The organism is Cohnella lubricantis (assembly GCF_014212015.1).
GTDB lineage: Bacteria > Bacillota > Bacilli > Paenibacillales > Paenibacillaceae > Cohnella > Cohnella lubricantis.
On the sequence record NZ_JACJVN010000013.1, the window covers coordinates 54,794 to 75,603 of the forward strand.

A 20,810-nucleotide genomic window follows, 5' to 3' on the forward strand; every position below is an offset into this window, starting at 1 on the left:
TAATTATTGGAACTCTTCTATGTTTACAGTTTACTTTCCTGATTCTTAACTCTCCATCTCCAACAGTTCCTTGAACCAAATTTCATACGGCATCCTCACCAATGGAGCTTTAGAGAGAGTAGTATTGTTGAGATCATCGGTTGATGGTGCAACCCCCAACTCGCCATCATCGGAATATTTCGGAGATAATTTTACTGCTGGAAAAATCGCACGTATATCTCCTCGCTAGCGCTTTCAATCTGGTCGAATACGACCTCCATTCGTGATAAATACGTCGATTCCAAGTACGTCCCCTTCCTGCTTCCACTATAACAGGAAGCAAGAAGAGGAACGATGGTGTCAACCCGTTATCGCTCGCGGCCTACTACCCGCCGTTCCGGCGCTTCCAGTTCTTCGTCCGGCATGCTGTCCACAGCTTCGTTTTCCTGTTTGTCCATGTTGAGCAGCGCATTCAATTCCGCAAGACGCGCCGCTTTCGTTTGCAGTTCCTGCTCCTTCTCGAAAGGAGCCGCGATTTGCTCCTTCGCCGTTTCCATTTGCTGCCGCAAGGTGGCAAGCTGCTCGCGGGCATGCTCCAGCTTCGCAGGTAAGTCCGACAAGGCATTGTTGATGCGGCTTATGTTGCCGCCTGCATCCGCTCCGAGCGTCACCGTATGACCGAGCGCGCCGCGAAGCGTGACCTTGTACTCCTTATGGAAGCTGTCAAAGGACAGCCACAAGGAAAATCCCCGGTAGCTGCCGAATTCCTGCGGATCGGGCGATGTCATGCCTTTGCATGCGTCGAGCAAAGCCGCGCCCGCCGCCGCCCTCTCCGAATAGGTGTAATCCTTGACCGTCATGCCGGGGAATTTATCTGCCCCATCCGCCTCGGATGACAGAGAACGTGTATACAAAGCAACGTCCTGTTCATATCCGGCAATCCGTTCTTCGGTGGACTTGATCTGCTGCGGCAGCAGCTTGAGCAGCCGGTCCTCCAACGCATAGCGCTGGCTCAAGTGGTTGGCTTTGAGCAGCTTCAATTTGGATACCTGAATGTCCAGGTCCATTTTCTCCTTGATGTACGGGTTGCCGGTCGCCAGCGCCTTCACCTCGGCATAGGAGAGCGCCGTCTCATCGATATCCTCGGCGGAACGAACCGGAGACTTGCTGGTCATGATCTGCGAAATGAAGCGCTGCTTGTTCTCCAGTGTCTGATAAAGGTACGCGTCGAACGTGTTCTCCGTCACATAGCGAAAAATATGCACTTCGCTGTTCTGGTTGCCTTGCCGGATAATGCGCCCGCTGCGCTGCTCCAGGTCCCGCGGACGCCAAGGGCAGTCGAGGTCGTGAAGAGCAATCAGCTTCGTTTGCACGTTCGTGCCCGCCCCCATCTTGAACGTCGATCCGAGCAGTATCCGAACCTGTCCGCTGCGTACTTTGGCGAACAGTTCCTTTTTCTTGACCTCGGTATTGGCGTCGTGAATATAGGCGATTTCCTCGGCAGGAACGCCTTTTTCCATCAGTTTGCGCCGCAGCTCGTCGTAGACGTTGAAGGAGCCATCCTGTTTGGGGATGGATAGATCGCAGAACACCAACTGGGTCAACCGCTGCTCCTGATGTTCCGCCCAATACCGGTAAACGTTGTCCGCACAAACGCTCACTTTGCTGCCTTCGTCGTCGGGAAGCATCGGATTCGCCAGCCGCTGATCGAGCGCCAGTTTGCGTCCGTCATTGGTGATCGTCAGCATATTGTCCTCGTGAGGCTCCACTTCCTTCGCCCGCACCCGTTCGGCGCGGCGGGCGAGATCCGCAACCATGTCGCGTTGAAAGTCGCTTGGCGGCACGGCAACATTGTGGAAATGGGCTTTCGGCACGGGAAGCTGGAGCATGTCCGCCGTTTGGATATCGGCCACTTCCTTGAACATATTCATCAGTTCCGGCAAATTGTAAAAACGGGCAAACCGGGTTTTCGCCCGATAGCCCGTTCCTTCCGGCGCAAGCTCGATCGCCGTAACAGTTTCGCCGAATGTCGAAGCCCAAGCGTCAAAATGTTGCAAGCCCTGCCGTTTGAGCCGCTCATATTGCAAGTAGCGCTGCATCGTGTACATCTCGGTGATGGAATTGGAGATCGGCGTGCCCGTCGCAAAGATGATGCCCCGGCCTCCGGTCAGTTCGTCCAGATAGCGGCATTTGGCAAACATGTCCGACGACTTCTGCGCTTCGGTTTGCGAGAGTCCGGCTACATTGCGCATTTTCGTATAAAGAAACAGATTTTTGTACGAGTCGGCTTCGTCCACGAATAGCCGGTCTACACCCAGTTCCTCGAAGGTGACGACATCATCCTTCCGGCTCGTATCGTTCAGCTTTTCCAGCTTCGTTTGAAGCGTCTTTTTCGTTTTTTCAAGCTGCTTGATCGCATAGCGTTCGCCTCTGGCTTCCTTGAGTTCCCGGATGCCGCTTGTAATTTCCGAAATCTGTTCGTACAGTTGCTGCCGTTGCCGCTCCGTCGAAATCGGAATTTTCTCAAACTGCGAATGGCCGATGATGATCGCATCATAATCGCCGGTAGCGATCCGCGCACAAAACGTTTTGCGGTTTTTCGTTTCAAAGTCCTTCTTGGTCGCCACCAGAATATTCGCCGACGGATACAGTTGCAAAAACTCCGCCGCCCACTGTTCGGTCAGATGGTTCGGAACGACCAGCATGCTCTTGTTGCACAGCCCTAGATGCTTGCTCTCCATCGCCGCGGCGGTCATCGCGAACGTTTTTCCTGCGCCGACACAATGAGCGAAAAGGGAGTTGCCGCCGTACAGCGCCCGGGCAACCGCATTGACCTGATGCCGGCGGAGCCGGATTTCCGGGTTCATCCCGGTGAATCGGATATGACTGCCGTCGTATTCGCGTGGACGGATGGCATTGAACCGATCATTGTACAGCCGTGTCAGCCGTTCGCGCCGCTGCGGGTCTTTCCATATCCAGTCGCGGAACGCTTCTTTCATCATCTCCTGCTTTTGCTGGGCGATGGCAGTTTCCTGTTTGTTCAGCACACGCTTTTCCACGCCATCCTCATACACGGTGTCAAATACGCGCACGTCTCGCAAATTCAGCGTATCTTCGAGAATCTTGTACGCATTGACGCGGTTTGTGCCGTACGTGACGTTCGCCTTGATATTGTTGCTGCGGTCATCGCTTTTGCCTTTAACATTCCAGGCAGCCGTATATTCGGAATACATCACGTTGATGTAGGTCTGGTACATCGGCGGCGTGTCCACAAGCTCAAACAGAAATTGCCGAATGTCTTCCGGCGGCAGCCAGGTTGCGCCCAAGCGGACATCAATTTCGGAGGCGTCCAGGTCTTTCGGCTGCACCGCTTCAAGCGCTTTGACGTTTTCGCCGTAACGTTCGGCATCGTATGCGGCAAACTGTTTGGCCACGCGCAGCTTCTCACGCACATGGCCGGACAGGTACGCATCCGCGGTTTCGTAGATCGGCTTTCCTTCCTCGTCCAGATGTTCAGGATTAGGAAAGATGACGCCGCGCAGCTCTTTTATCAGCTGTTCTTCCGTCATGCCGGTTAGCTCCGCCATATACGGCAGATCGACACGGGCTTTTGCGCCGATGGAAACCGCAAGCGCCTCCGAAGCGGTATCCACCTGTTCTACGCGGATGCGCTGCCGGATGGTGCGTTTGGTGAACATATCCGCCTTGCGCAGCAGCCGCCCTTCCTCGTCGATGATTTCCAGCGAGCAAAGAAGAAAGTAAGAACTGTCATCCGAAAAAGCAAGACTGTTGGCGCGGCTGTTGATCAGGCCGTATTGCGCCGTAAACCGGTCATACTGCGCATTCAGCTTGCGCTGTTGCTGCTCTATCATCTCATCGCTGTAGTCTTCGGTTTGGTACTCGATCAGCTCGCGCACGGTGTCCCGCAGCTGAATCATTCCCTTGATGCGGCCTGCCGCCGTAGCGGAAGTATCCACACGCCGCATCCGGCTGTTCTCCCGGTAGTAGATTTGTCCATCCACCAGCGCAAAGCTGAAATTGCGGACAGACGGATCGGCAGGAAGAGAAGGTTCTTCTTCCTCCGGCTGGTCTTCCCGTTCCATCTCCACCCATTCGGCATGGATGCCCGACAACGCTTCGCGCAGCAGCTCATCCAGATTGGCGTCCGGGAATGGCTTGCAGGACGTTTCCTGGCGGTTGCCATACATCCGGTCGTCAAAAACCATTGTGCCCAGCACCATATCGGGATGAGCGGCGAAATAGCTGTTCACCGGCACACCGTCTGCCGTCTCGGACAGGGATAGCCATGCTTCGGTTTGCTCGCTGACGGCGACCATGCGATCCCGTTTCTGCAAAAAGATAATGTCGGCGGTTACTTCGGTTCCGGCATTGGCCAGAAACGCATTGCTCGGCAAACGCACCGCTCCGAGCAATTCGGCGCGTTCCGCAATATATTTGCGTACCGCAGGGTTTTGCTTGTCCATCGTTCCTTTGGACGTAATAAAGGCGATAATGCCGCCCGGACGCACTTTGTCCAGTGTCTTGGCGAAAAAATAATCGTGGATGAAAAACTTGTGTTTGTCGTAACGTTTATCCGCCACGCCATAACCGCCGAACGGCACGTTCCCGATGGCGAGATCAAAGAAGCTGTCCGGCAAATTCGTCTGTTCGTAGCCGCTGACCGCTATCGACGCCTGCGGGTATAGCTGCCTGGCAATACGGCCGGTAATGCTGTCCAGTTCCACGCCAAACAGCCGCGAGCCTTGGAACGACTCCGGCACCAGACCGAAGAAATTGCCGATGCCGCAGGACGGCTCCAAAATATTGCCGCAGCGAAAGCCCATCGATTCCAGACAGTCGTACATCGCCTTGATGACGGTCACTGACGTATAATGGGCGTTCAACGTTGACGCGCGAGCGGACGCATATTCATCCGGCTCCAGCACATTTTTCAGTTCCGCATATTCGGCTGCCCACTGCGTGTTCGCTTCGTCAAATGCCTGCGGAATGCCGCCCCATCCGACATAGCGGGCCAGCACCGCCTGCTCGTCCGCTGTCGCTTGCCGCTGCTCCTGCTCCAGCTTGTTCAGCAGCCGAATCGCTTCCATGTTCCATTTGAACTTCGTTTTTGCGCCGCCATGCCCCAGTTCATCGTCCGTAATCCGGTAGTTGACAGCCGGGACAGACGGACGGGCTGGCGCGGTGCCGCCGGCCACAGGATCAGGGGAAAGGGAAGTGTCTGGCTGCGATATGGGCTCTCGCCCCTCCGTCACCGGCTCTTCCGGTGAAACCGCATCTTCCGCTGTTTCCCATGCCGCTTCATCAGACCGTTCCGGCTCCTGCTCTCCGGTAATCAGATGATCGTTCAGCGGGTTTTCGCGCAGCATTCGCTCAAAATCCCGGCGATTCAACTCTTTGATGAAGAGCGGGAACTGACGGTCTTGCAGTACCACTGTTCGTTGCTCCAGCTGCACAATTTCATATTCGTCCGCACCAATCCAGACCGTGCTGCCCGCGTCATAACCGTAGCGCGCCCGTTCCCGGTTCACCGGCGCGTGTTCCGGTTCCGCTTGCGCGTCCAGTAGAGGAAACCCCTCCGAGGGCGATACATCCGGCTGCGGCAATTCGCGCCTGGCCATTTCCGCCATTTGCTCCCGCCGCTTTTCCTCCTGCTGCTCCGCAAAGGCAGGAAACCGCTCGGCTTCCTGCCGGTTCAAGTAACGTCCCGCTGCCAGCAGTTCGCCGATACGTTTCTGCACGTTCATCCACGGCAGCACGACTTGAGTATCCGGGTTCATGATGGAGCCGCTGGTCAGCGTGATGCCTTTGCTGTCATAATTCATGTGAATATCCGTGCCGATCAGCGCGGGAAGACGCCCGCCGGTTCCGTATTCCCGTTTCAGGAAATCGGCGTTCTCCTGTGCGGACAGCGACTGCTGGAAATGCAGCGCAATGCGATACTTGCCGTTCTCAAAACCGCTGCCGTTTTGCAAAATGGCGTCAATGACCGCTTGCGGCATGAAAAAAGCGGAGGCTTTTGCGTCCTCCGCTTGTTCCATCCACAGCGTCTGTTGCTCGATGGACGGTTCCAACTTTCGCGTCAAGTCAAATTCGTTCAAGAGTATCATGCTGGCGATATGCCCGGCGATGACGCCCCAATCGTAAAAGCTTTGCGCCGTACGTTCGTCCGCCGTCCCCGTCCACAGATGCAAAACGTTGCGATACGGTTCAAATCCTGCTCGTACGCCTTCATCAAGCGTCAGTTCGGTGATGCCTGCCGGAAACAAACCGTGCACATATAACACACGCTCGCGCTCATCCTCATGAGAAAGGAAAAATGCTGCGATGTCCGACTTGTTCTCCCGCAGCGGCGCGGATCGGAGCATGTCATTGATGACGGCATGGTCATGAAAAAACGGAAGACTTCGGTCCTCCGTTTCCCGGTCGTACCATTTTAATGATAAATCAGTTCCGCGAGAATCAGTTCCTCCGCCTGCTGCTTCAGGTTGTTCATGTGTCCCGTCCAGGCTAGCGGATCGCTCGCCTTGTCCGGTGCCGGGTGAGACGCGAGCAGTTCCTTTATCGTCCGGTCGATCTGCTCCCGCGCCGTCCGGTCGATGTCCGCCAGATGCCGGTTCAACTGCTCCGACAACATCATATGGGCGTACATGCCCTTCCGCTCGGTTTTCAGGAACGTCTTGCGCATCATCCCGTACTTCCCGATGGTCGTCTCCGCTTCGCTCAGCGTCAGGTTGGGCAGCAGATAATCCCCTTGCGGCGTGTACGTCAGTTCCATGTTCATCCTTCCTTTCTTGCAGGGTAGCTTCATTGTGCGGCAAGGAATCGGGTCTTGCAAGGGTATGGAACGTTTGACCATCATTAGCACGTTGCGCCTCCCGGCGCAGCGCTCGGACGGTCGATTCAATTTCCCGCAGCATCATCTCGGACACATCGCTAATCGCTGCGCCCAAGTGGGACAGCGCAGGAAGCGTGTTGAAATACCCGATGCCGGACAAATCCTCAATGCTGATATAATGTGCGGGATCGAGTCCGCAACGGATCATCGCCATGTAAGCGACGGCCGTTTCGGCAGCTTGCTTGAACAGCAACTCCACATGCGAATTATCCAGGTCCTCCAGCAAACTGTGCTCCCGCTCTTTCATCAACTCCGCCACATAATCGGCGCTGTTGTCATCCACCGCATTCCGCGCAGCAGCGAGCAACACAGCTGGCAGATCCGCACGTGGTTCGATCTCATCCGGCGCGCCGAACGCATTTTCCAGCGTTTCGATTACATGAGCCGTATCGCTGTCCTGCAAGCGCCAAAGCGACACCTGCAGCTGGCGTCTGCTCTGGGTATCCGATACGTCAAAAACATGGCGCAGGCCCAAGTGGTTGCCCCGATCTTCGATCAGGGCAATCCCTTTTGCGCCACGTTTTACCCAGCGATCCAGCCGTTTGTTCCATACTTCAATCGGCGCGCAGGCCGTTGCGTCCGGACGTTGTGCGTAGATCAACAGTTGATCCTGAAACGGATATTTATAGTTCCAGGCCGCCGTCCGCAAAAAATCCGCCCACCGCTCAGGCTGATTCGTCACCGTGCGAGCCGTGCTGGCAGCCAGTTCGACGATGTGCTGCAACTTGGCTGTCAAGAGAGCACCTCCCTTACCGAAACGTGATTTGATTGGTCAGGCGAATGCCTTCTTCGGAGTACCGGGCCGTAATCCGAATGAGTCCGATACGCTGCAAGCGATGCAGATTGCGACGGACGGTCGAAGGGGAAAGACCCACCTCCAAAGCCAGCTTTTTGCCGGACAACACGACGGAACCATGCCGTCCGCCCGCTCGGTCCATCAGGTAGCTATACAATAGCTTTGCGGCAGGAGGGACCAACGCTCCGGCCAGCAGTTTATACCGTGTGAGATCATTCATAAGCTTCCTCCTCAGCAGACGCTAACGCTCCGGCGACCGTTCCGACAAACGCTCCGGCCGGACGTAGCAGTACAGATAGAAATTGTAGTCTCCCGCATATGGGAAACAACGAAGGTAGTACCGATGGTGTGCGGTTTGAAAACAAAAGCCGTATACGCCGGAATGCCACGCCCCCGATAATCGGGCCTCCGGATGCAACATGCAAAGTTGATGCATTCGGCTGCGGCTTTGAAGCCATCCCTGCTCCGTCAATGCCTGCACAACCGCATCCAGTTCCGCCCTGAAAGCCGGAATTTTTAGCGCTGGCAAATGCTCGAACCAGGTTGACCAGAACGTCTCGCCGCTGCTGCCAAAATAACCGCGCAGGTGCCCGATGCAACCCCGTTTCGTATCCTTCTCTATGGAAGCGGAATAAAAATAGGCCGCGTCCTCCGACACGGCCGTTTGCAGTCTTTCCAGCATGTTCTTTTCCTCCCGGCTGGTTTAGAAATGTCCTCTAATGGGTTCCCCCTGTGCCATAATCGTCGTAGCTGGACAAATCGGCATGATAAAAGACGACGTCGCCGTCCAGCAGGGAGAACGTTGCCCCGTATGGATCGACGAAGCTGCGCTGAAACCCTTCCATCCGCCACTGATTGTCCAGCGGCGCGTTTTTGTATTGCAGATGCGGATGGTTCAAGTCTTGATTGCGGATCGTTTCGATGTTGAAATTGACGATGATGTACCCATCCTTCAGAAATACGGGCGCATGGTCGTCCAGCCGGTGCGTGCGGCCGTACTCGGCTAAGTTAAAGCCTTTCGGCACCACGTACGGCGCGGCGGGCAAACTGTAGTCCCCCCGCCATCGCTGAACCGAAGCGTTGGCACGGGCCGCATCAATGCCGGAGGGCACCTGCATGCTTCCGACAAACGTCCGAAGCTTCGGAGGCAACAGCATGATATCGTAGCCGCCGACATACGTCGGCTTCTGCGCATCTTTCATATATTGAGTGATAAACTTCTGTCTCTCTCCAGAAGAACCGATTAACGACCAAAGAGTGGCAGCGGTGTCGGTCAACTCCTGCCGTGGCACATTGCGCAAGCGGGCGTCAAGCGTCACATACCGTTTCTCCACATCGTCGCTGGAGCCGATACGAATAAACCGCTGACCGCCTGAATGATAGTAAAGATCGACTTCTTGCCTGTTCTTCCCCTTGCTGTCCACAAAATAAAACGTCGGTGTAATGAGGATGCCGTCACCCGAACCGAACATGTTGCCTTTGGTCATGACTTCGAATTTGAAGTGGTAGCCTGTTTTGACCGCAACATTTTTCTTGCCGCTCTCCGGGTGACTGCCTTGCCGTACCGGCAGCACGTAAGGAGGGGTGTTGCCGCGCGGTGCGCCGTCAATGCCTTTCGTGCCGACCCAAAAGGCGTTTCCTGTCGGCGTCGCGCTGCCCTTTTGGGTGCGGAACACCGTTTCCCAGGCAAAGTCGGCAATGTCGGTGATCCGGAAATCATACAGACGGCCAATGACTTCCACCGGAACCACCTGCGCAGCTACATGGTTGGTCAAGTCCAGATTGGCATTCATTTGAGATGTAAAGGAAGCCGGACCATTTTCGGCAAACGTTCGGAATAACACGTCGTAATTGCCCTCGTCCACCCAAACGGGCAAGTAGAAGGTCGTCTGCGTTTGTCCGACCGGGATGGACACCCATGTTTCTTTCGGGACGAACGTCTTGCGATCCGCCTTATACACATCGAAAGGAAACCAAACCTGTTTGTCTCTCACGTACTTGGCATAATCCCGATTGCCGTAGCCCTTGATATCCTTGTGTTGACCGCTTGTAGGAATCGTCACAGTAAGGGGCCTGTCTAAAATGAGCGCCGATCGCCCGGAAGTCGGTTGCGTCTTCTGATTGTGCGCCTGATCGTCCGATACCGAAGCGTAGTTCACCACCGGTGTATGCACGGTCACCGGGTTGATACCGTTAATGGAATAAGTTTTGTCTCCGCCGCCGCCAATGCCTTTAATCAAGGAATACGTTATGTTCCCGGTACTTGGCTGATTCGCTTTGTTTATTTTGGAAGCGTCGATGAGATAACCCTTTCCGTACAACACATCTTGCCCGATCATCGTCGGTGCCGGTATCGCGCCGGGCGTCGGCGCTTTTTCTTCAACGACTTGGTTATCCATGATTGTTTTTCCGTTAAAAACGAGCGAATCATTTTTTACTTTGATCTTTCCAATCGCTTTCTCGGCCTCATTCTTCCAGTCCTCGTTCGGAACGGAGGGGCGGCTGGAACCGCCGGAAATGGTTTGACCGGGAAGCGTCACATTCGTATAGACTGGATCGGTGATATGCGCACTAAGTGACGGATCATGCGCGGCGGAAACGGTTGGGGGTGTGTATCCGTTCGGTATAAGCGTGACCGTTCCCGAAGGAAGCGCATAATTGGAGACCGTCGCCTTCTGAATACCGTACACTTCGAGATTTTGAATCGTCCAGAAGCTGTACCTTCGTTCAATTGAATAGTTTTTGGTGACCGTCTGTGTGTCTGTGCGCGGGACCGTAATGGTTGTCGGATTCCCGTTCACATCGGGCGGGCCGGGTACGTATTCCGTCCATCGCAACGTATATGTCCGGCTCACGGAAATCGGGTATTGCTTCGTACCGGTCGTTTCCGTAAACGTGTTACGGTACAAGTACGATTTGGCCAAGGCGTTCACATACAGACTTTCCGAAGTCGGAATGCCTTGCAGTACATCAAATTTTTCTGCGCCGCGCGAATCCGCCTGAATGACGGCTGAAACGCTTGGCTCCATCACTTCGGCCTGCTGGGAAGCGCCAGGCTGCGTATCCCCGCCACCGTCTCCTTTCCGTACTGTATGATCGGATGTCGAATCCCCCGTATTGCCGTCCACATCCTTCACGACGACGGTGATTTGCACGCTCACTTCGTCGCCGGACGTGAACGGGATTTTGATCGGAATCGTTTTACTCGTTGAAGTGCCGGAGAGGGTTCCGGTTTTGTCGCTCGTTTGAACGAGCTTGGCATTTCGAATATCCGTGATTTCGTATGACTTCAAATTTTTTAACGACTTGACTTCAAAAACAAAATTCCCGTCCACTTCGGTCACGTTTTGGTCGACCGTTTCCGGCGCTTCAATCAGGGACGTAACCGTTACCGAGGAGGGAATTTTGTAAATGCCGATAAAGTTGGAGCCGCCCGATCCCACCAGAATGGAGCGCTCTTTGAGCTTGGGGTCGCCTTTTTCCTGAATGAACAGCTTCTCGTCGGGTTTGTTATTGTTCGTAATGTAAGAGCGGATGATTTCATAGGTCTGACCGCCAGATGTGATTTGACCCTCAAACGTATGGTTCGCTTCCTCGCCAGTTGCGAAAACGCCTTTGTCCACTTCTTTAAGTTTGGTGCCGTCTTCTTTTTGATAGATGGCCTTCACCGGATTGTTCTCCGCATATTCGGCAACCGCGTCCGTTCCGCCCAGATGCACCGTAAAGCTTCGCGTTCGCACCTTCGGATTGGTGTCCGGGTCTTCTTGCAGCCAGTCTTTCCGCGTCGGGTCCTGCTTGGGCGACAAATAGGAGCGAACGATCTTATACGTTTTCCCGTTATCCTCGATCGTTTCGGGAAATTCATGATTGATCGTTTCTCCCATTTTGTACTTGCCCTTTTGAAACGTAACTTGCGGTTGCTCAATGACTTTGCCGTCTACGGTTTTTGCAATGACATCGACGGGAAATTCCGCGCTTCGATAGGGTACATGAATGCCGAAATAATCGTCCAAATCGTCCGGGTGCGCCCAAGGTTCGGCTCTCTTGATCTCTTCCAGCGTATAAAATGGCCCTTTGCGTACGTTGCCGTTTCCGTCGATAGACACCATGATGGCATAAAGATATAAGTCGTCGTTGTCTTTGATGTCGCCCATTCCCGCCTTCCACATGCCTTCCGTGACAAGCGCCTCGCTGACTTCGTAATAGGTCGTGACAGGCTGGCCGGGGATGGGCGGATTCGGTTCTTGGCCGACTTGCCGTACTTGCTGGTCCAAAAAAGAAGCGTGTTGGCCGCTTCTCGGATTGCCGCACTGTTTTGGCGCCGTATTCGTACATAATTGGTCACGGCGCACCGTCCAACCCACGGTTCTGTATTTAATGGACGATGTTGCAGCCGTACTTGTGATTTCAAAGCTGATTTTTCCTGCCTCGGTTCTTACTTTTGGGATTTCGGCTTTCGCTGCGAAAGGAAAACCCGAAAATAAAAAAGAGCATGCCAGAAGCACGCTCAACGCCGATTTTATGAATTTGTTTTTCTTCATCTATTCCGAGTCCGCCTTTCTGATGAAATAATTGCGGAATAAGCTGGCTCCCGGATCGACTTTCAATGTACTGCCCCAATCGCCGCCAACATTCGTGGAAAGAGAAATATCCGCGTAACCTTCGTACCAAACCTGCTTATCGAATTTGCGATCATTGGGGAACCGCTCATCGTAAAGCAAACTTTTACTTTCCGTGAATGAGTTGAATTTGATTCTGAACTTGGAACGTACATAATTATTTCCAAACCCGTCTTTATAGATCATGGAAGGCTCGGGATCAAGGTACCCTTCGATCTGAATCTTGTTTTCTTTGACCCATTCCACATACCGCCGGATATATTTCAATTCGGCATTGGAGCTTTGCATTTTCGTGGCGAATACCGCCTGCGCCCAAGAATCGTCAATCGTTTTGTAATCCACGTTCAGCCACAACGCGCCGAACGTTTTCAGACGGTTCATCCATATATCCACGTTTTTCTTATTGAATTCCGGTATGGTCGAATAGAGCACCGAAGAAACCTTGCTGTCCGTAGGATGCGAGTAGGGATAGGCCATCTCATAGGCTTCATTCGGCACATCGGCGAGAATGTACGGATAATCCTTCACATTCTTCGGCAAATTGGTTGTGCGAATCAGGCGGCCCCATTCATCGTACTTTGCATTGGCATCTTCATGTGTGGAAATGAAGACGGTCGATGTTGGGCTATCCCAATTGACTTCCGCACCCAGCGCTTCGCTGACAAAACGCAGCGGGACATACGTCCTGCCGCCGCTGGTGATCGCCTTCGAATCGAAGGCCACTTCTTTGCCGTTGACGAGCGCCTTGCTATCGCCGATCGTAAGCACAATATGCAGGTCGTCCCGTTCAATCGGTACGGTCATGGTTTTGGGCTCCCAGCCTACGTTCGCGCCCATCTTTTCCGCGATGAATCGAACCGGCACGAGCGTCCGGTTGTTTTCATCGACAAATGCTTGCGCATCGGGAAACCAGATTTTTTGTCCGTCCATAACGACGCCGACAAAGGACGGAAGTCGGCTCGCCGCGCTTGCCGTTACGGTGAACAGGCTGCAAAGCATCGCGGCGACAAGTCCTGCAACTACCCATTTTCTCACGCCATTCGCTCCTCTCTCAATATGGATCATGACAAGTTTGGAAGATTTCGGCTGTCACGTTCATCATAGAACCGATCTGACGGCGTGTCCACTTTCCGAAATCGCCGCCGTCTCGTTAGGATGGCGAGATAGGACAGTCCAGCGGCATATAGCCTTTTTGCGCGGCCGCTTGTTCGCTGGAAAACGTCTCTTCCGCCGGATAAGCAAAGCCGCATGTGCTGCGATAATACACCTTCATGCTTCCTTTCCTGGCCCCGACAACCTCCGGCTTCTTGAGCACGCGGCTTCCGCCGAGCGCATAATTGTTGTAAAACTTGCCTCCCATCGGAATGCCTTGGATAAAGGCAAGCACCCCGACGTCATTCACGGTATTGTGCCATTCCTCCTGCGAAATGGTCGGCATCGTGAAGGTGTAAGAAAAGCCGTATCGGGAAACCGATTCGTTGTGTTTATTGATCCGGTAGGCGAGTTCGTCTTCAATTGCGCGGACGATGGTGCTTCGACGCACCTGCTCAAATCGCTCCGCATCCTTTAATAGCGCAATGTTCGTCTGCTGCCCGACGTCGGCCCGCAAGCCTTCGTGCCAGCTCCGGCTGCCCGCATCGTAAGCGAGGACGAAATCGTCCAGCGTGAACGAAAGGCTGTTGCCCGTTTGATCGGCGTAGGCATACGGCTTTTTCGCTCCCCAAACCGGATTTCGTTCCGTGTTCCCGTCGGCTCCCGTCCACTCCTCCTCGGCATAGACGTAGAAACCGTCGTAACCAATCACCGCAATAGCCGGGATATACCGACCCAGTACGCCTTGCGCAACGGGATCGTCGGCAATGCCGAAGCTTGCGTACAGCGTCCGATAAAAAGCGGCAATCGCCTCGTCCTTGTTCAGCGCCACCCGCTTGGCCGATTCGTATTGCGTCTCCCACCGCTGGTCGGTATTGACGGTCAACATCCGCGCCGCGTCATCCACCGCCGCGTCCAGCGCGGCGTTATAGCGCAGCTCGGTCAATAGCGCCTTCCGCTGCGTTTCGACTTCAATCCGGTTCACGGTCGCAAACGGCAGGAAAATGAGCGCCCCGACAATGGCCCATTCAATCAGCCTCATTGCGCACCACCCCGCCGTAAGGAATGAAGATTTCTTCGTTCGGACTGATGGCCTGGTTCAGGAAATCGAACAGGATCGTGCCGGGAGTCCGGTTCGTATTTTTAACCGTGACCGCAAATGTATCGCCGACCCGCAGTTTGTAGCGTCTTGCCGGATCGTCTTTTGCGGCCGCGCTGTTCGGGAACAGAACGGGCAGGATCTGCGCGTTGTAAAACATGTCGTAGTGCACTTCGTAGCTGCCCCGAAACGTGTCCGGCCTTGTCGGGTCGTCGTAAACCGGCACGTACTTTTTGCTTCCGTGTTCCATTTGCACATCGAAGGTGTTGCCCGTTGCCGCAATCGCCTCCATAAAGTCCGTATACATGCTCGGCGACACAAAGCCCTTGTCCCGCACTGCATCCACAAACGTTGTCGTCGCTTTCAATACGACCAGTTCCGAAATATCGTCCTGCTGGTCGAAGGCTGCGGAAATGGGGTAGAGGTAGAGCAAAAGAACGGCAAGGAGCGTCGCGAAAACTTTCGAGAAACTGTTCATGGCATTCTCCTTAGCGTAAAGCGAAAATGAGGCGCAGCAGCCGCCCGGACGCATCCCGCTGGGCGACTGCCGTATACCGGGCATTCAGGCGAATGCCGGCGGGGACGAACGGGTCCCGATCGAGCGGCGGCGCGTATCGAACGCCGTCCACCACAATTTCCGCGTCTCCCGTCTCCAGCCGGGCAATGGATTGCGCTACCTCTGCGCCGGATACGGTGCCGTCGCCGGCAATCGGCGAAAACGTCATCTGCATGTTGCGATCCAGCGTCTTTCCCGACACATAGGCGGTGGCGTTCAGCGCGGCCCCGGTTTGAAAGAGCATGAGTCCGCTCGTTGCGGCCATCAGAAAGAGAAGACAGGCCACGCTCATTTCCAGCATCGTTCTGGGTGCATGTTCCATCGGCTTCCTCCTTGAAAACGCCGGGGCGTCCGTCTATACCCGAAAGGACGCCCCGTCAGCGTTGTGATGTCAGTAAGGGCGCTTACTGCTGACGAAACACGATGCCGCGAATGACGTTGCTGCTGTCGTGCACCAGTTGCGCCCGAAATTTGCCGCTCGGATTGACGTAGTTGATATTCGCCTCATCGAGCGCATGGCTCAGTTGCCCCGGCGCTTCACCAACCACTGAGCCGTAAGTCACGCTGTCGATCGGAACACCCGTGTTGATCACCTTGCCATACCACTGACCCGCCGGATTTTTCCCGGTGACAATCTGGATGCCGAACTGGTCCTGATCGCTGAACTTGCGCAGCGCGTTGACCACCTGACTGCCCGACAACGTCGTGTTGTCATATACCGTAAACGCCGTTTGCGACAGCTCCGTCTGGATATTGCTGAAATTGCTTTGCGCCGCCTTGGTGGAGTCTTGCGCGGAAATAAACAATACGACGGCGAGGGTAATGAGCGCGATGGCAAGAAAAATGCCTGCCGCCATCACGAGTGCTTTTTGTGCGTTGGACATGAACCGATCTCTCCTTCAAGTAAGATAGAAAATAAAAAAGCACTTCCCGTTTGGAAAGCGCCGCAACATGTCCGCTTACTGAATGCGCTGAAGCTGTTCGTAGTAAACGGACATCTGGTGCAAGCTGACGATGACGAGCGGAATGACCAGATAGCCGAAAATGAGGGCCATCATCGGCGCAAACCCGATACATTTTCCCCAGCCTGCCTTTTGCTCGATCAATTGCTCGTACTCCTGTTTGCGCTGCTCCTGCGCGTAAGCCTGTTCCGACTCCAGGTCGTCGAACGCTTCCCGAATCGGCAAACTTTGCGCCGCCAGTTCCAGCTTTTCGACCGTGCGGACGAACGGCACAAACGGCGCATCCTCTTTCAGCTGCGCCAGCGCCTGATCCGCGCCCTGTTCGAAATGGAGCAAGCAGTTTTGCAGCGGCTCCTTGAAAACGCGGGCAAACTGTTCCATCCAGATGAGCAGATGCTCGACCGACATCCGGTCCAGATCCGCCAGCATGGCGATGACGGCTTGCAGCTGATCCACTTCATGCTTCATCTCCATCTGCCGCATGCGCCGCTGGAACATCCGAACGCCGACCGGCATGGCGTAGCCGCCCCATCCCGCGAGAGCGGCGAGGAGCGCTTCCCACCACTTCACATAATGATTGTCCAGCTTCGTGAGCTTGCCCATAATTCGCCGAGCCGCGGCGCGAAGCTGATCGTCTTGATTCGCCGTCGGCGTTTCGCTGCGGAGCAGGTCCGTCACCGTTTCTTCGGTGCGATGCTTCACCTCCTTTACGCGATCGATGATGCGGCGATCGAGCGCCGCCGCCTCGCGCGCCTTGGCTTCCTCCTCCGGCGAAAGTTGGCCGAACAGGATGCCCGGCTTTACCGGCGCATACAGGATTTGATGCCGGCTTGCGGCATGAAGCGCCATAAACATCCCGAGCACAGCCAGAAAAGCCATGCCACCCGCCACGATGCGCTGCACATTGAGCCATTCCAGACGAAGCGGCGATGCGGTGTCTTTAAGCAGCTTGACCATGCGGTCAGCTTCCCGGGAACCGGGGGCGGGACCGAAACGATGCACAAGCCAGCGCATCCAAGGCCATTCGTAAACCCGTTTCTCCCATCTTTTTCGGCCGGTTGGTTTTGGACCCGCGTCCAGTTCCTGAATGTTCCGCAGCAGAACGTAGGACAGCCATACGACCGCCATCAGGCCGATTTTCACGATCCAGCCGGTCGTGCTCGCATAAAAGGCGTCCATGGCCGGAAAGTAATGGCTGGCCCAAGCTTCGATCGGCCGGGTAAACAGCAGCGGCAACAGCGCGATGGCGGTCAGTCCTTGCAACAGGAAACTGAGGCGCTCGCGGCGCAGCAGTTCCAGATTCAGTTCGGTCGCAAGCTTCCCGAGCGCCTTCAAGTACACGGAACCGGTTGCGGTTCGTTTGTCGCCGTATTCCTTCACCAGATGCGACAGCCCGGCCAAGCCCTGCAAATAGCGGTTCGGCGCGCTCTCGATATACTGCGCCAGCCGCTGCTCGGCGTCGCTTGCCGTGAGTACTTCGTATATTTCGTGTCCGTGCAGCGCCATCTCATACGACGCGCCGTCCGCCGTTTCATAAATGGCTTCTTCCACCATGCCGTGACGATGATAATGATGACGCACATCCGAAAAAAAATGCCGTAGTTGCCGAAGCAATCGCGTCTCCAGCCGATGGACCAGATTGTCCGAAAGGATTCCGTGGCCAACCCAAAAGCCGATGCCAATCATGCCGAGCGCGGCCGGGTCGCGCACGCCGATAGCCAGCGGAACAGCCGCCGCGAGCAGCACGCCCCATATGAGGAGCGCCGACTTCATCGTCTCCAGCCGCAGCTTCCATTCGTCGCCAAGCTGGAGAATGGTCATTCGTTTGCGAAGTTGGTGCAAATAAGCGCGTAGAATCGGTACGCGTTCGCATAGGCGATACAACTGCTGCAACACGCTATGCAGCGCTTGCTTCTTACGGGCTTTGCCCGGTTTGCGCAGCGCTTCATACCGCCGAACGGCCTCCACGTCCGAACCGTGGCGGGATACCCATTGAAATGCCGCCACCATCGCGAGGAACAGCACCGTCGCTGCGCCCAGCAATAGAGACAGCCATTCAAGTTTCATCGCCATCCCCCCAATAAACCGCCAAAAACGCTTCGAACGCCGCCTGGTCCGGCCCGGCGAGGCATGCGGCGATTTCCTTGCGGCTTCGCTCGGACAACGGATGAACAGCGACATAGCGTCCGTCGCGGTATTCGATAACGTTCCGCGCGACGTATAGCGGGCGGTCCGTCGAGCGGCGGAAATATTCCAGCATCGTCTCCATGAACGCCGTCATTTTCTCCTCGGTCGTCGTTTTGTAGCGGAACGTCTCCGGGTAGGCTGTTTCCTGCTCCAACGGGACGCATTCGGTAATTCGTTCGATGTAGCGATGTCCGTCCGCGTCCCGCCTGAGGTGAATGTCGAAGTTGATGACGCTCACGACCTGCTGCTCCGCCACTTTTTCGTTCGTAAACACCCCTGTCTTCAGCAACGAGTTGCGCAGCGAATAGACGAGATCGCGGAACGTTTTGGCATGATGCGTAAACAAGGTGAACAGCGAAGCGACCTGCGCCATCTGCACCATCCAGGCCGCAACCGGGTCGGTCGCCACTTCTCCCAAAATATTGACCGAGCCGTCCGTTTTTTTCTGGATGTCCAGACCGTCCTGCCCGGAGATCGTTTCGGTTTCCCGCAAGCTTAAAATGTTGCGTTCCCGGTATATTTTCCGAAGTTGAAGCTCAAAGCTCATTTCCTGCACCCGGATCGGCAAGATGGCTGGAATGTAGTGCACCATGGCCATCAAGAGCGTCGTTTTGCCGCTGCCCTGCGCGCCGGTAATGGCCGTAATGCGCTCGCCCATGACGAGATATCGGATCAGCCCAATGGGAAGCTCAGCGTTGTCGTCCTGGATCAATTGTTCCAGCGTGGCGTTTTGCACATCGAATTTGCGCACAAAAAAAGCCCACGATTCGCTGAACCGGGGGCGCAGCACGACGACGCGGGAGCCATCGGCCATTTCGTTCACCTTGAAGCCGTTCGCCTCAGACAATTGGCCGGGTAAGTTATGTTTGTACACGTTCTGGCACACGCGTCTCAGTTCTTCCTCCGAGCCGAAGGACAGGAAGCTCAAATGAATAGATTTCCCTTTATAAAACAGCCATACGCTGTCATGCGACCTCGGCACCTCGGAAAGCTGCGCTTCCTCCTCCAGGCTCCATTCGCCTTCCCACATCGAGGGCGGGATGCCGGAGACGCCCCCCGATACGCCGTCGATTTTCATGTCGCGGATTTCGTCGATGACGCTAAACCCTTTGTACTGCTGGTAGATCCGCTGCACAACGATCTGCGTTTTGTCCCCGGCAGACAGCCTGCGCGCTTCCTGCTTGTAAATATCGCGAATTTCGTCGGCGGTAATCCGGTACGACTCAGTCTCTTCGCCTTCCAGGCTCCGTTTGGGGCGGTCCAGCTCATATTTGCGGATCAGTTCGTCCAGCGCTTTCAAACGATGTTGTTTCTTAAACAGAAAGAGCAGGATATCAAACTGATCTTGCGATGTGAGCGCCTGCGGGTCGTCAAACGGCAGTAGGCGATTCAGATTATTGTCGTCCAGATGGTAGCGCTGTTCGAGTAAATCAGCGATTACCTGCTTCACATACGCCTTGTCCCGCAAATCTCCGGACGTGCAGCCCCGCAGCGCTTTTTTCAATTCTGCCCGCTTGTTTTTGCGGCGCCGGTATTCTTCTTCCGACAAGCCGAAGTCGATCAGGTTGCTGCTCGTCATCTCGTGCAGTGCCTCTTTCACAAACGCGGTCATCGCTTCCAGCGTATAGACCGGTTTTTCGTCCGGCTGCTCCGGCAAGCGGCGGCTCATGCGCAAATAGAGCAGGACGCCGATCGCGATAAGGATGCCCGCCAGAAGCAAAGCGTTCAGCGCGAACATCATCGGTCATCGTCCTCCTTCCCGCCGAAAAGAGGCTTGTTCAGTCCGACGTTGTTGATGAGCGCCTGCGCCAATGCCCGCACCTGTTGCATAAAGGGATAGTTTTCATGACCGCGCGGCACTTGTCGGTTGCGAAATAGAAAACGGACGGCTTCTCCTTGTTGGGTCGCATCCAGCCAGCCCGTATTATGGACAATCGGGTACGCAGACTCCCGCCGATGGAATTGGCGCTTGATATTCTTAACGGTCAAAGCGGAGCGAGGATCGTATTGTCCGAATACAAGCAAATGCTTCCGGTCGGACTGAAGCTGCGCCTCCAGCGACGGAAAGACCTGCTCCAGCTTGAGCCCGTTTTGCGGCAGACAGACGACCAGCAAATCCGCCTGACGCAGCAACGCCTGTGTCCACGCCGACAGGTTGCCGCTTCCGCCGTCCACCAATACCAGATCGTAAGCGCGCCTTGTCAGTTCCAGAAGGGGCACAAGCCATTCCTGTGCGGCGGAAACAAACGATGCATCCGGCTTGTTCGATCCCGGAAGGATGTCGAGTCGGTCGGCGAGCAGCGGCAGCGTGTAATCCCGCAACCTGTTCGGTTCCAGCTTGCGGTTTTGCAAAAGCCTGAGCAGCGCGTCGATGCCAGCGTCAGACGGGGCGTCCGTTTTATTTATCCAGGATCGCCTCGGGTAAAAGCCGCGTTCAATGGCAGCATATTCGCTTTGCAAATGCCCAAGCAACAAAAGGCGCGAGGAGTATTCCAATCCGAGCAGCGCCGCGGCGGCAATCAGGTTGCTCGTCGTACCGGCCTGTCCCGGTACCGGACTCCAAAACACCACGGTAAAACCCATTGCTTCATCTCCTTTCGTGCA

14 protein-coding genes are annotated in these 20,810 nt (G+C 55.3%); 1 reads left to right on the top strand and 13 read right to left on the bottom strand.

Annotated features, from left to right (window positions below; all coding sequences use genetic code 11):
* Window positions 1-347 precede the first annotated feature (347 nt).
* Together H4Q31_RS22025 and H4Q31_RS21520 are read right to left on the bottom strand one after the other, a co-directional pair.
* A complete protein-coding gene (locus H4Q31_RS22025; RefSeq protein ID WP_311771670.1) occupies window positions 348-6,365 on the bottom strand; it encodes a helicase-like domain-containing protein in 6,018 nt (2,005 codons plus the stop codon).
* A 68-nt stretch (window positions 6,366-6,433) separates the two neighbouring features.
* Entirely contained in the window at window positions 6,434-6,859 is a 426-nt protein-coding gene (locus H4Q31_RS21520) for a TnpV protein (RefSeq protein WP_311771671.1), read from the bottom strand.
* Here H4Q31_RS21520 and H4Q31_RS21525 point away from each other — a divergent pair.
* The gene (locus H4Q31_RS21525; protein WP_245347214.1) at window positions 6,849-7,658 is read left to right on the top strand and encodes a hypothetical protein; all 810 of its coding nucleotides are present in this window, start codon (window positions 6,849-6,851) and stop codon (window positions 7,656-7,658) included. The two genes, H4Q31_RS21520 and H4Q31_RS21525, sit on opposite strands and share 11 nt — an antisense overlap.
* On the opposite strand, the gene H4Q31_RS02895 is transcribed toward H4Q31_RS21525, so the two are convergent.
* From H4Q31_RS02895 to H4Q31_RS02945, 11 genes are all read right to left on the bottom strand, one after another.
* Window positions 7,645-7,911: a helix-turn-helix domain-containing protein gene (locus H4Q31_RS02895; protein ID WP_185177558.1), complete on the bottom strand. Its 267-nt coding sequence runs from the start codon at window positions 7,909-7,911 to the stop codon at window positions 7,645-7,647. The genes H4Q31_RS21525 and H4Q31_RS02895 overlap by 14 nt on opposite strands.
* Before the next feature lie 21 nt (window positions 7,912-7,932).
* On the bottom strand, window positions 7,933-8,373 hold the full coding sequence (locus H4Q31_RS02900) for a hypothetical protein (RefSeq protein WP_185177559.1): 441 nt from the start codon (window positions 8,371-8,373) through the stop codon (window positions 7,933-7,935).
* Between the two features lie 34 nt (window positions 8,374-8,407).
* The gene (locus H4Q31_RS02905; protein ID WP_245347215.1) at window positions 8,408-12,232 is read right to left on the bottom strand and encodes a DUF5704 domain-containing protein; all 3,825 of its coding nucleotides are present in this window, start codon (window positions 12,230-12,232) and stop codon (window positions 8,408-8,410) included.
* On the bottom strand, window positions 12,233-13,345 hold the full coding sequence (locus H4Q31_RS02910; protein ID WP_311771672.1) for a copper amine oxidase N-terminal domain-containing protein: 1,113 nt from the start codon (window positions 13,343-13,345) through the stop codon (window positions 12,233-12,235). It lies immediately after the preceding gene.
* 115 nt (window positions 13,346-13,460) lie between these two features.
* Window positions 13,461-14,444, bottom strand: a complete 984-nt coding sequence (locus H4Q31_RS02915; protein ID WP_185177561.1) for a hypothetical protein — start codon at window positions 14,442-14,444, stop codon at window positions 13,461-13,463.
* A complete protein-coding gene (locus H4Q31_RS02920) occupies window positions 14,431-14,979 on the bottom strand; it encodes a hypothetical protein (RefSeq protein WP_185177562.1) in 549 nt (182 codons plus the stop codon). The genes H4Q31_RS02915 and H4Q31_RS02920 overlap by 14 nt, the downstream gene beginning before the upstream one ends.
* Window positions 14,980-14,989: 10 nt before the next feature.
* Window positions 14,990-15,379 carry a hypothetical protein gene (locus H4Q31_RS02925; protein ID WP_185177563.1) on the bottom strand — a complete coding sequence of 130 codons (390 nt, stop codon included), beginning with the start codon at window positions 15,377-15,379 and terminating at the stop codon, window positions 14,990-14,992.
* A gap of 82 nt (window positions 15,380-15,461) precedes the next feature.
* Entirely contained in the window at window positions 15,462-15,941 is a 480-nt protein-coding gene (locus H4Q31_RS02930; RefSeq protein ID WP_027093301.1) for a hypothetical protein, read from the bottom strand.
* Window positions 15,942-16,016: 75 nt separating this feature from the next.
* Window positions 16,017-18,086, bottom strand: a complete 2,070-nt coding sequence (locus H4Q31_RS02935) for a hypothetical protein (RefSeq protein WP_185177564.1) — start codon at window positions 18,084-18,086, stop codon at window positions 16,017-16,019.
* On the bottom strand, window positions 18,076-19,947 hold the full coding sequence (locus H4Q31_RS02940) for an ATPase, T2SS/T4P/T4SS family (protein WP_185177565.1): 1,872 nt from the start codon (window positions 19,945-19,947) through the stop codon (window positions 18,076-18,078). The genes H4Q31_RS02935 and H4Q31_RS02940 overlap by 11 nt, the downstream gene beginning before the upstream one ends.
* Window positions 19,944-20,789: a CpaE/TadZ family protein gene (locus tag H4Q31_RS02945; protein ID WP_185177566.1), complete on the bottom strand. Its 846-nt coding sequence runs from the start codon at window positions 20,787-20,789 to the stop codon at window positions 19,944-19,946. Before H4Q31_RS02945 ends, H4Q31_RS02940 begins: the two co-directional genes overlap by 4 nt.
* Window positions 20,790-20,810: the final 21 nt, after the last annotated feature.

Bases quoted from the DNA above. Each gene is read 5' to 3' on its own strand.
- H4Q31_RS22025 (WP_311771670.1), bottom strand. From the start codon at position 6,365: ATGCTCCGATCCGCGCCGCTGCGGGAGAACAAGTCGGACATCGCAGCA.
- H4Q31_RS21520 (WP_311771671.1), bottom strand. From the start codon at position 6,859: ATGATGGTCAAACGTTCCATACCCTTGCAAGACCCGATTCCTTGCCGC.
- H4Q31_RS02895 (WP_185177558.1), bottom strand. From the start codon at position 7,911: ATGAATGATCTCACACGGTATAAACTGCTGGCCGGAGCGTTGGTCCCT.
- H4Q31_RS02900 (WP_185177559.1), bottom strand. From the start codon at position 8,373: ATGCTGGAAAGACTGCAAACGGCCGTGTCGGAGGACGCGGCCTATTTT.
- H4Q31_RS02905 (WP_245347215.1), bottom strand. From the start codon at position 12,232: ATGAAGAAAAACAAATTCATAAAATCGGCGTTGAGCGTGCTTCTGGCA.
- H4Q31_RS02915 (WP_185177561.1), bottom strand. From the start codon at position 14,444: ATGAGGCTGATTGAATGGGCCATTGTCGGGGCGCTCATTTTCCTGCCG.
- H4Q31_RS02920 (WP_185177562.1), bottom strand. From the start codon at position 14,979: ATGAACAGTTTCTCGAAAGTTTTCGCGACGCTCCTTGCCGTTCTTTTG.
- H4Q31_RS02925 (WP_185177563.1), bottom strand. From the start codon at position 15,379: ATGGAACATGCACCCAGAACGATGCTGGAAATGAGCGTGGCCTGTCTT.
- H4Q31_RS02930 (WP_027093301.1), bottom strand. From the start codon at position 15,941: ATGTCCAACGCACAAAAAGCACTCGTGATGGCGGCAGGCATTTTTCTT.
- H4Q31_RS02935 (WP_185177564.1), bottom strand. From the start codon at position 18,086: ATGAAACTTGAATGGCTGTCTCTATTGCTGGGCGCAGCGACGGTGCTG.
- H4Q31_RS02940 (WP_185177565.1), bottom strand. From the start codon at position 19,947: ATGATGTTCGCGCTGAACGCTTTGCTTCTGGCGGGCATCCTTATCGCG.
- H4Q31_RS02945 (WP_185177566.1), bottom strand. From the start codon at position 20,789: ATGGGTTTTACCGTGGTGTTTTGGAGTCCGGTACCGGGACAGGCCGGT.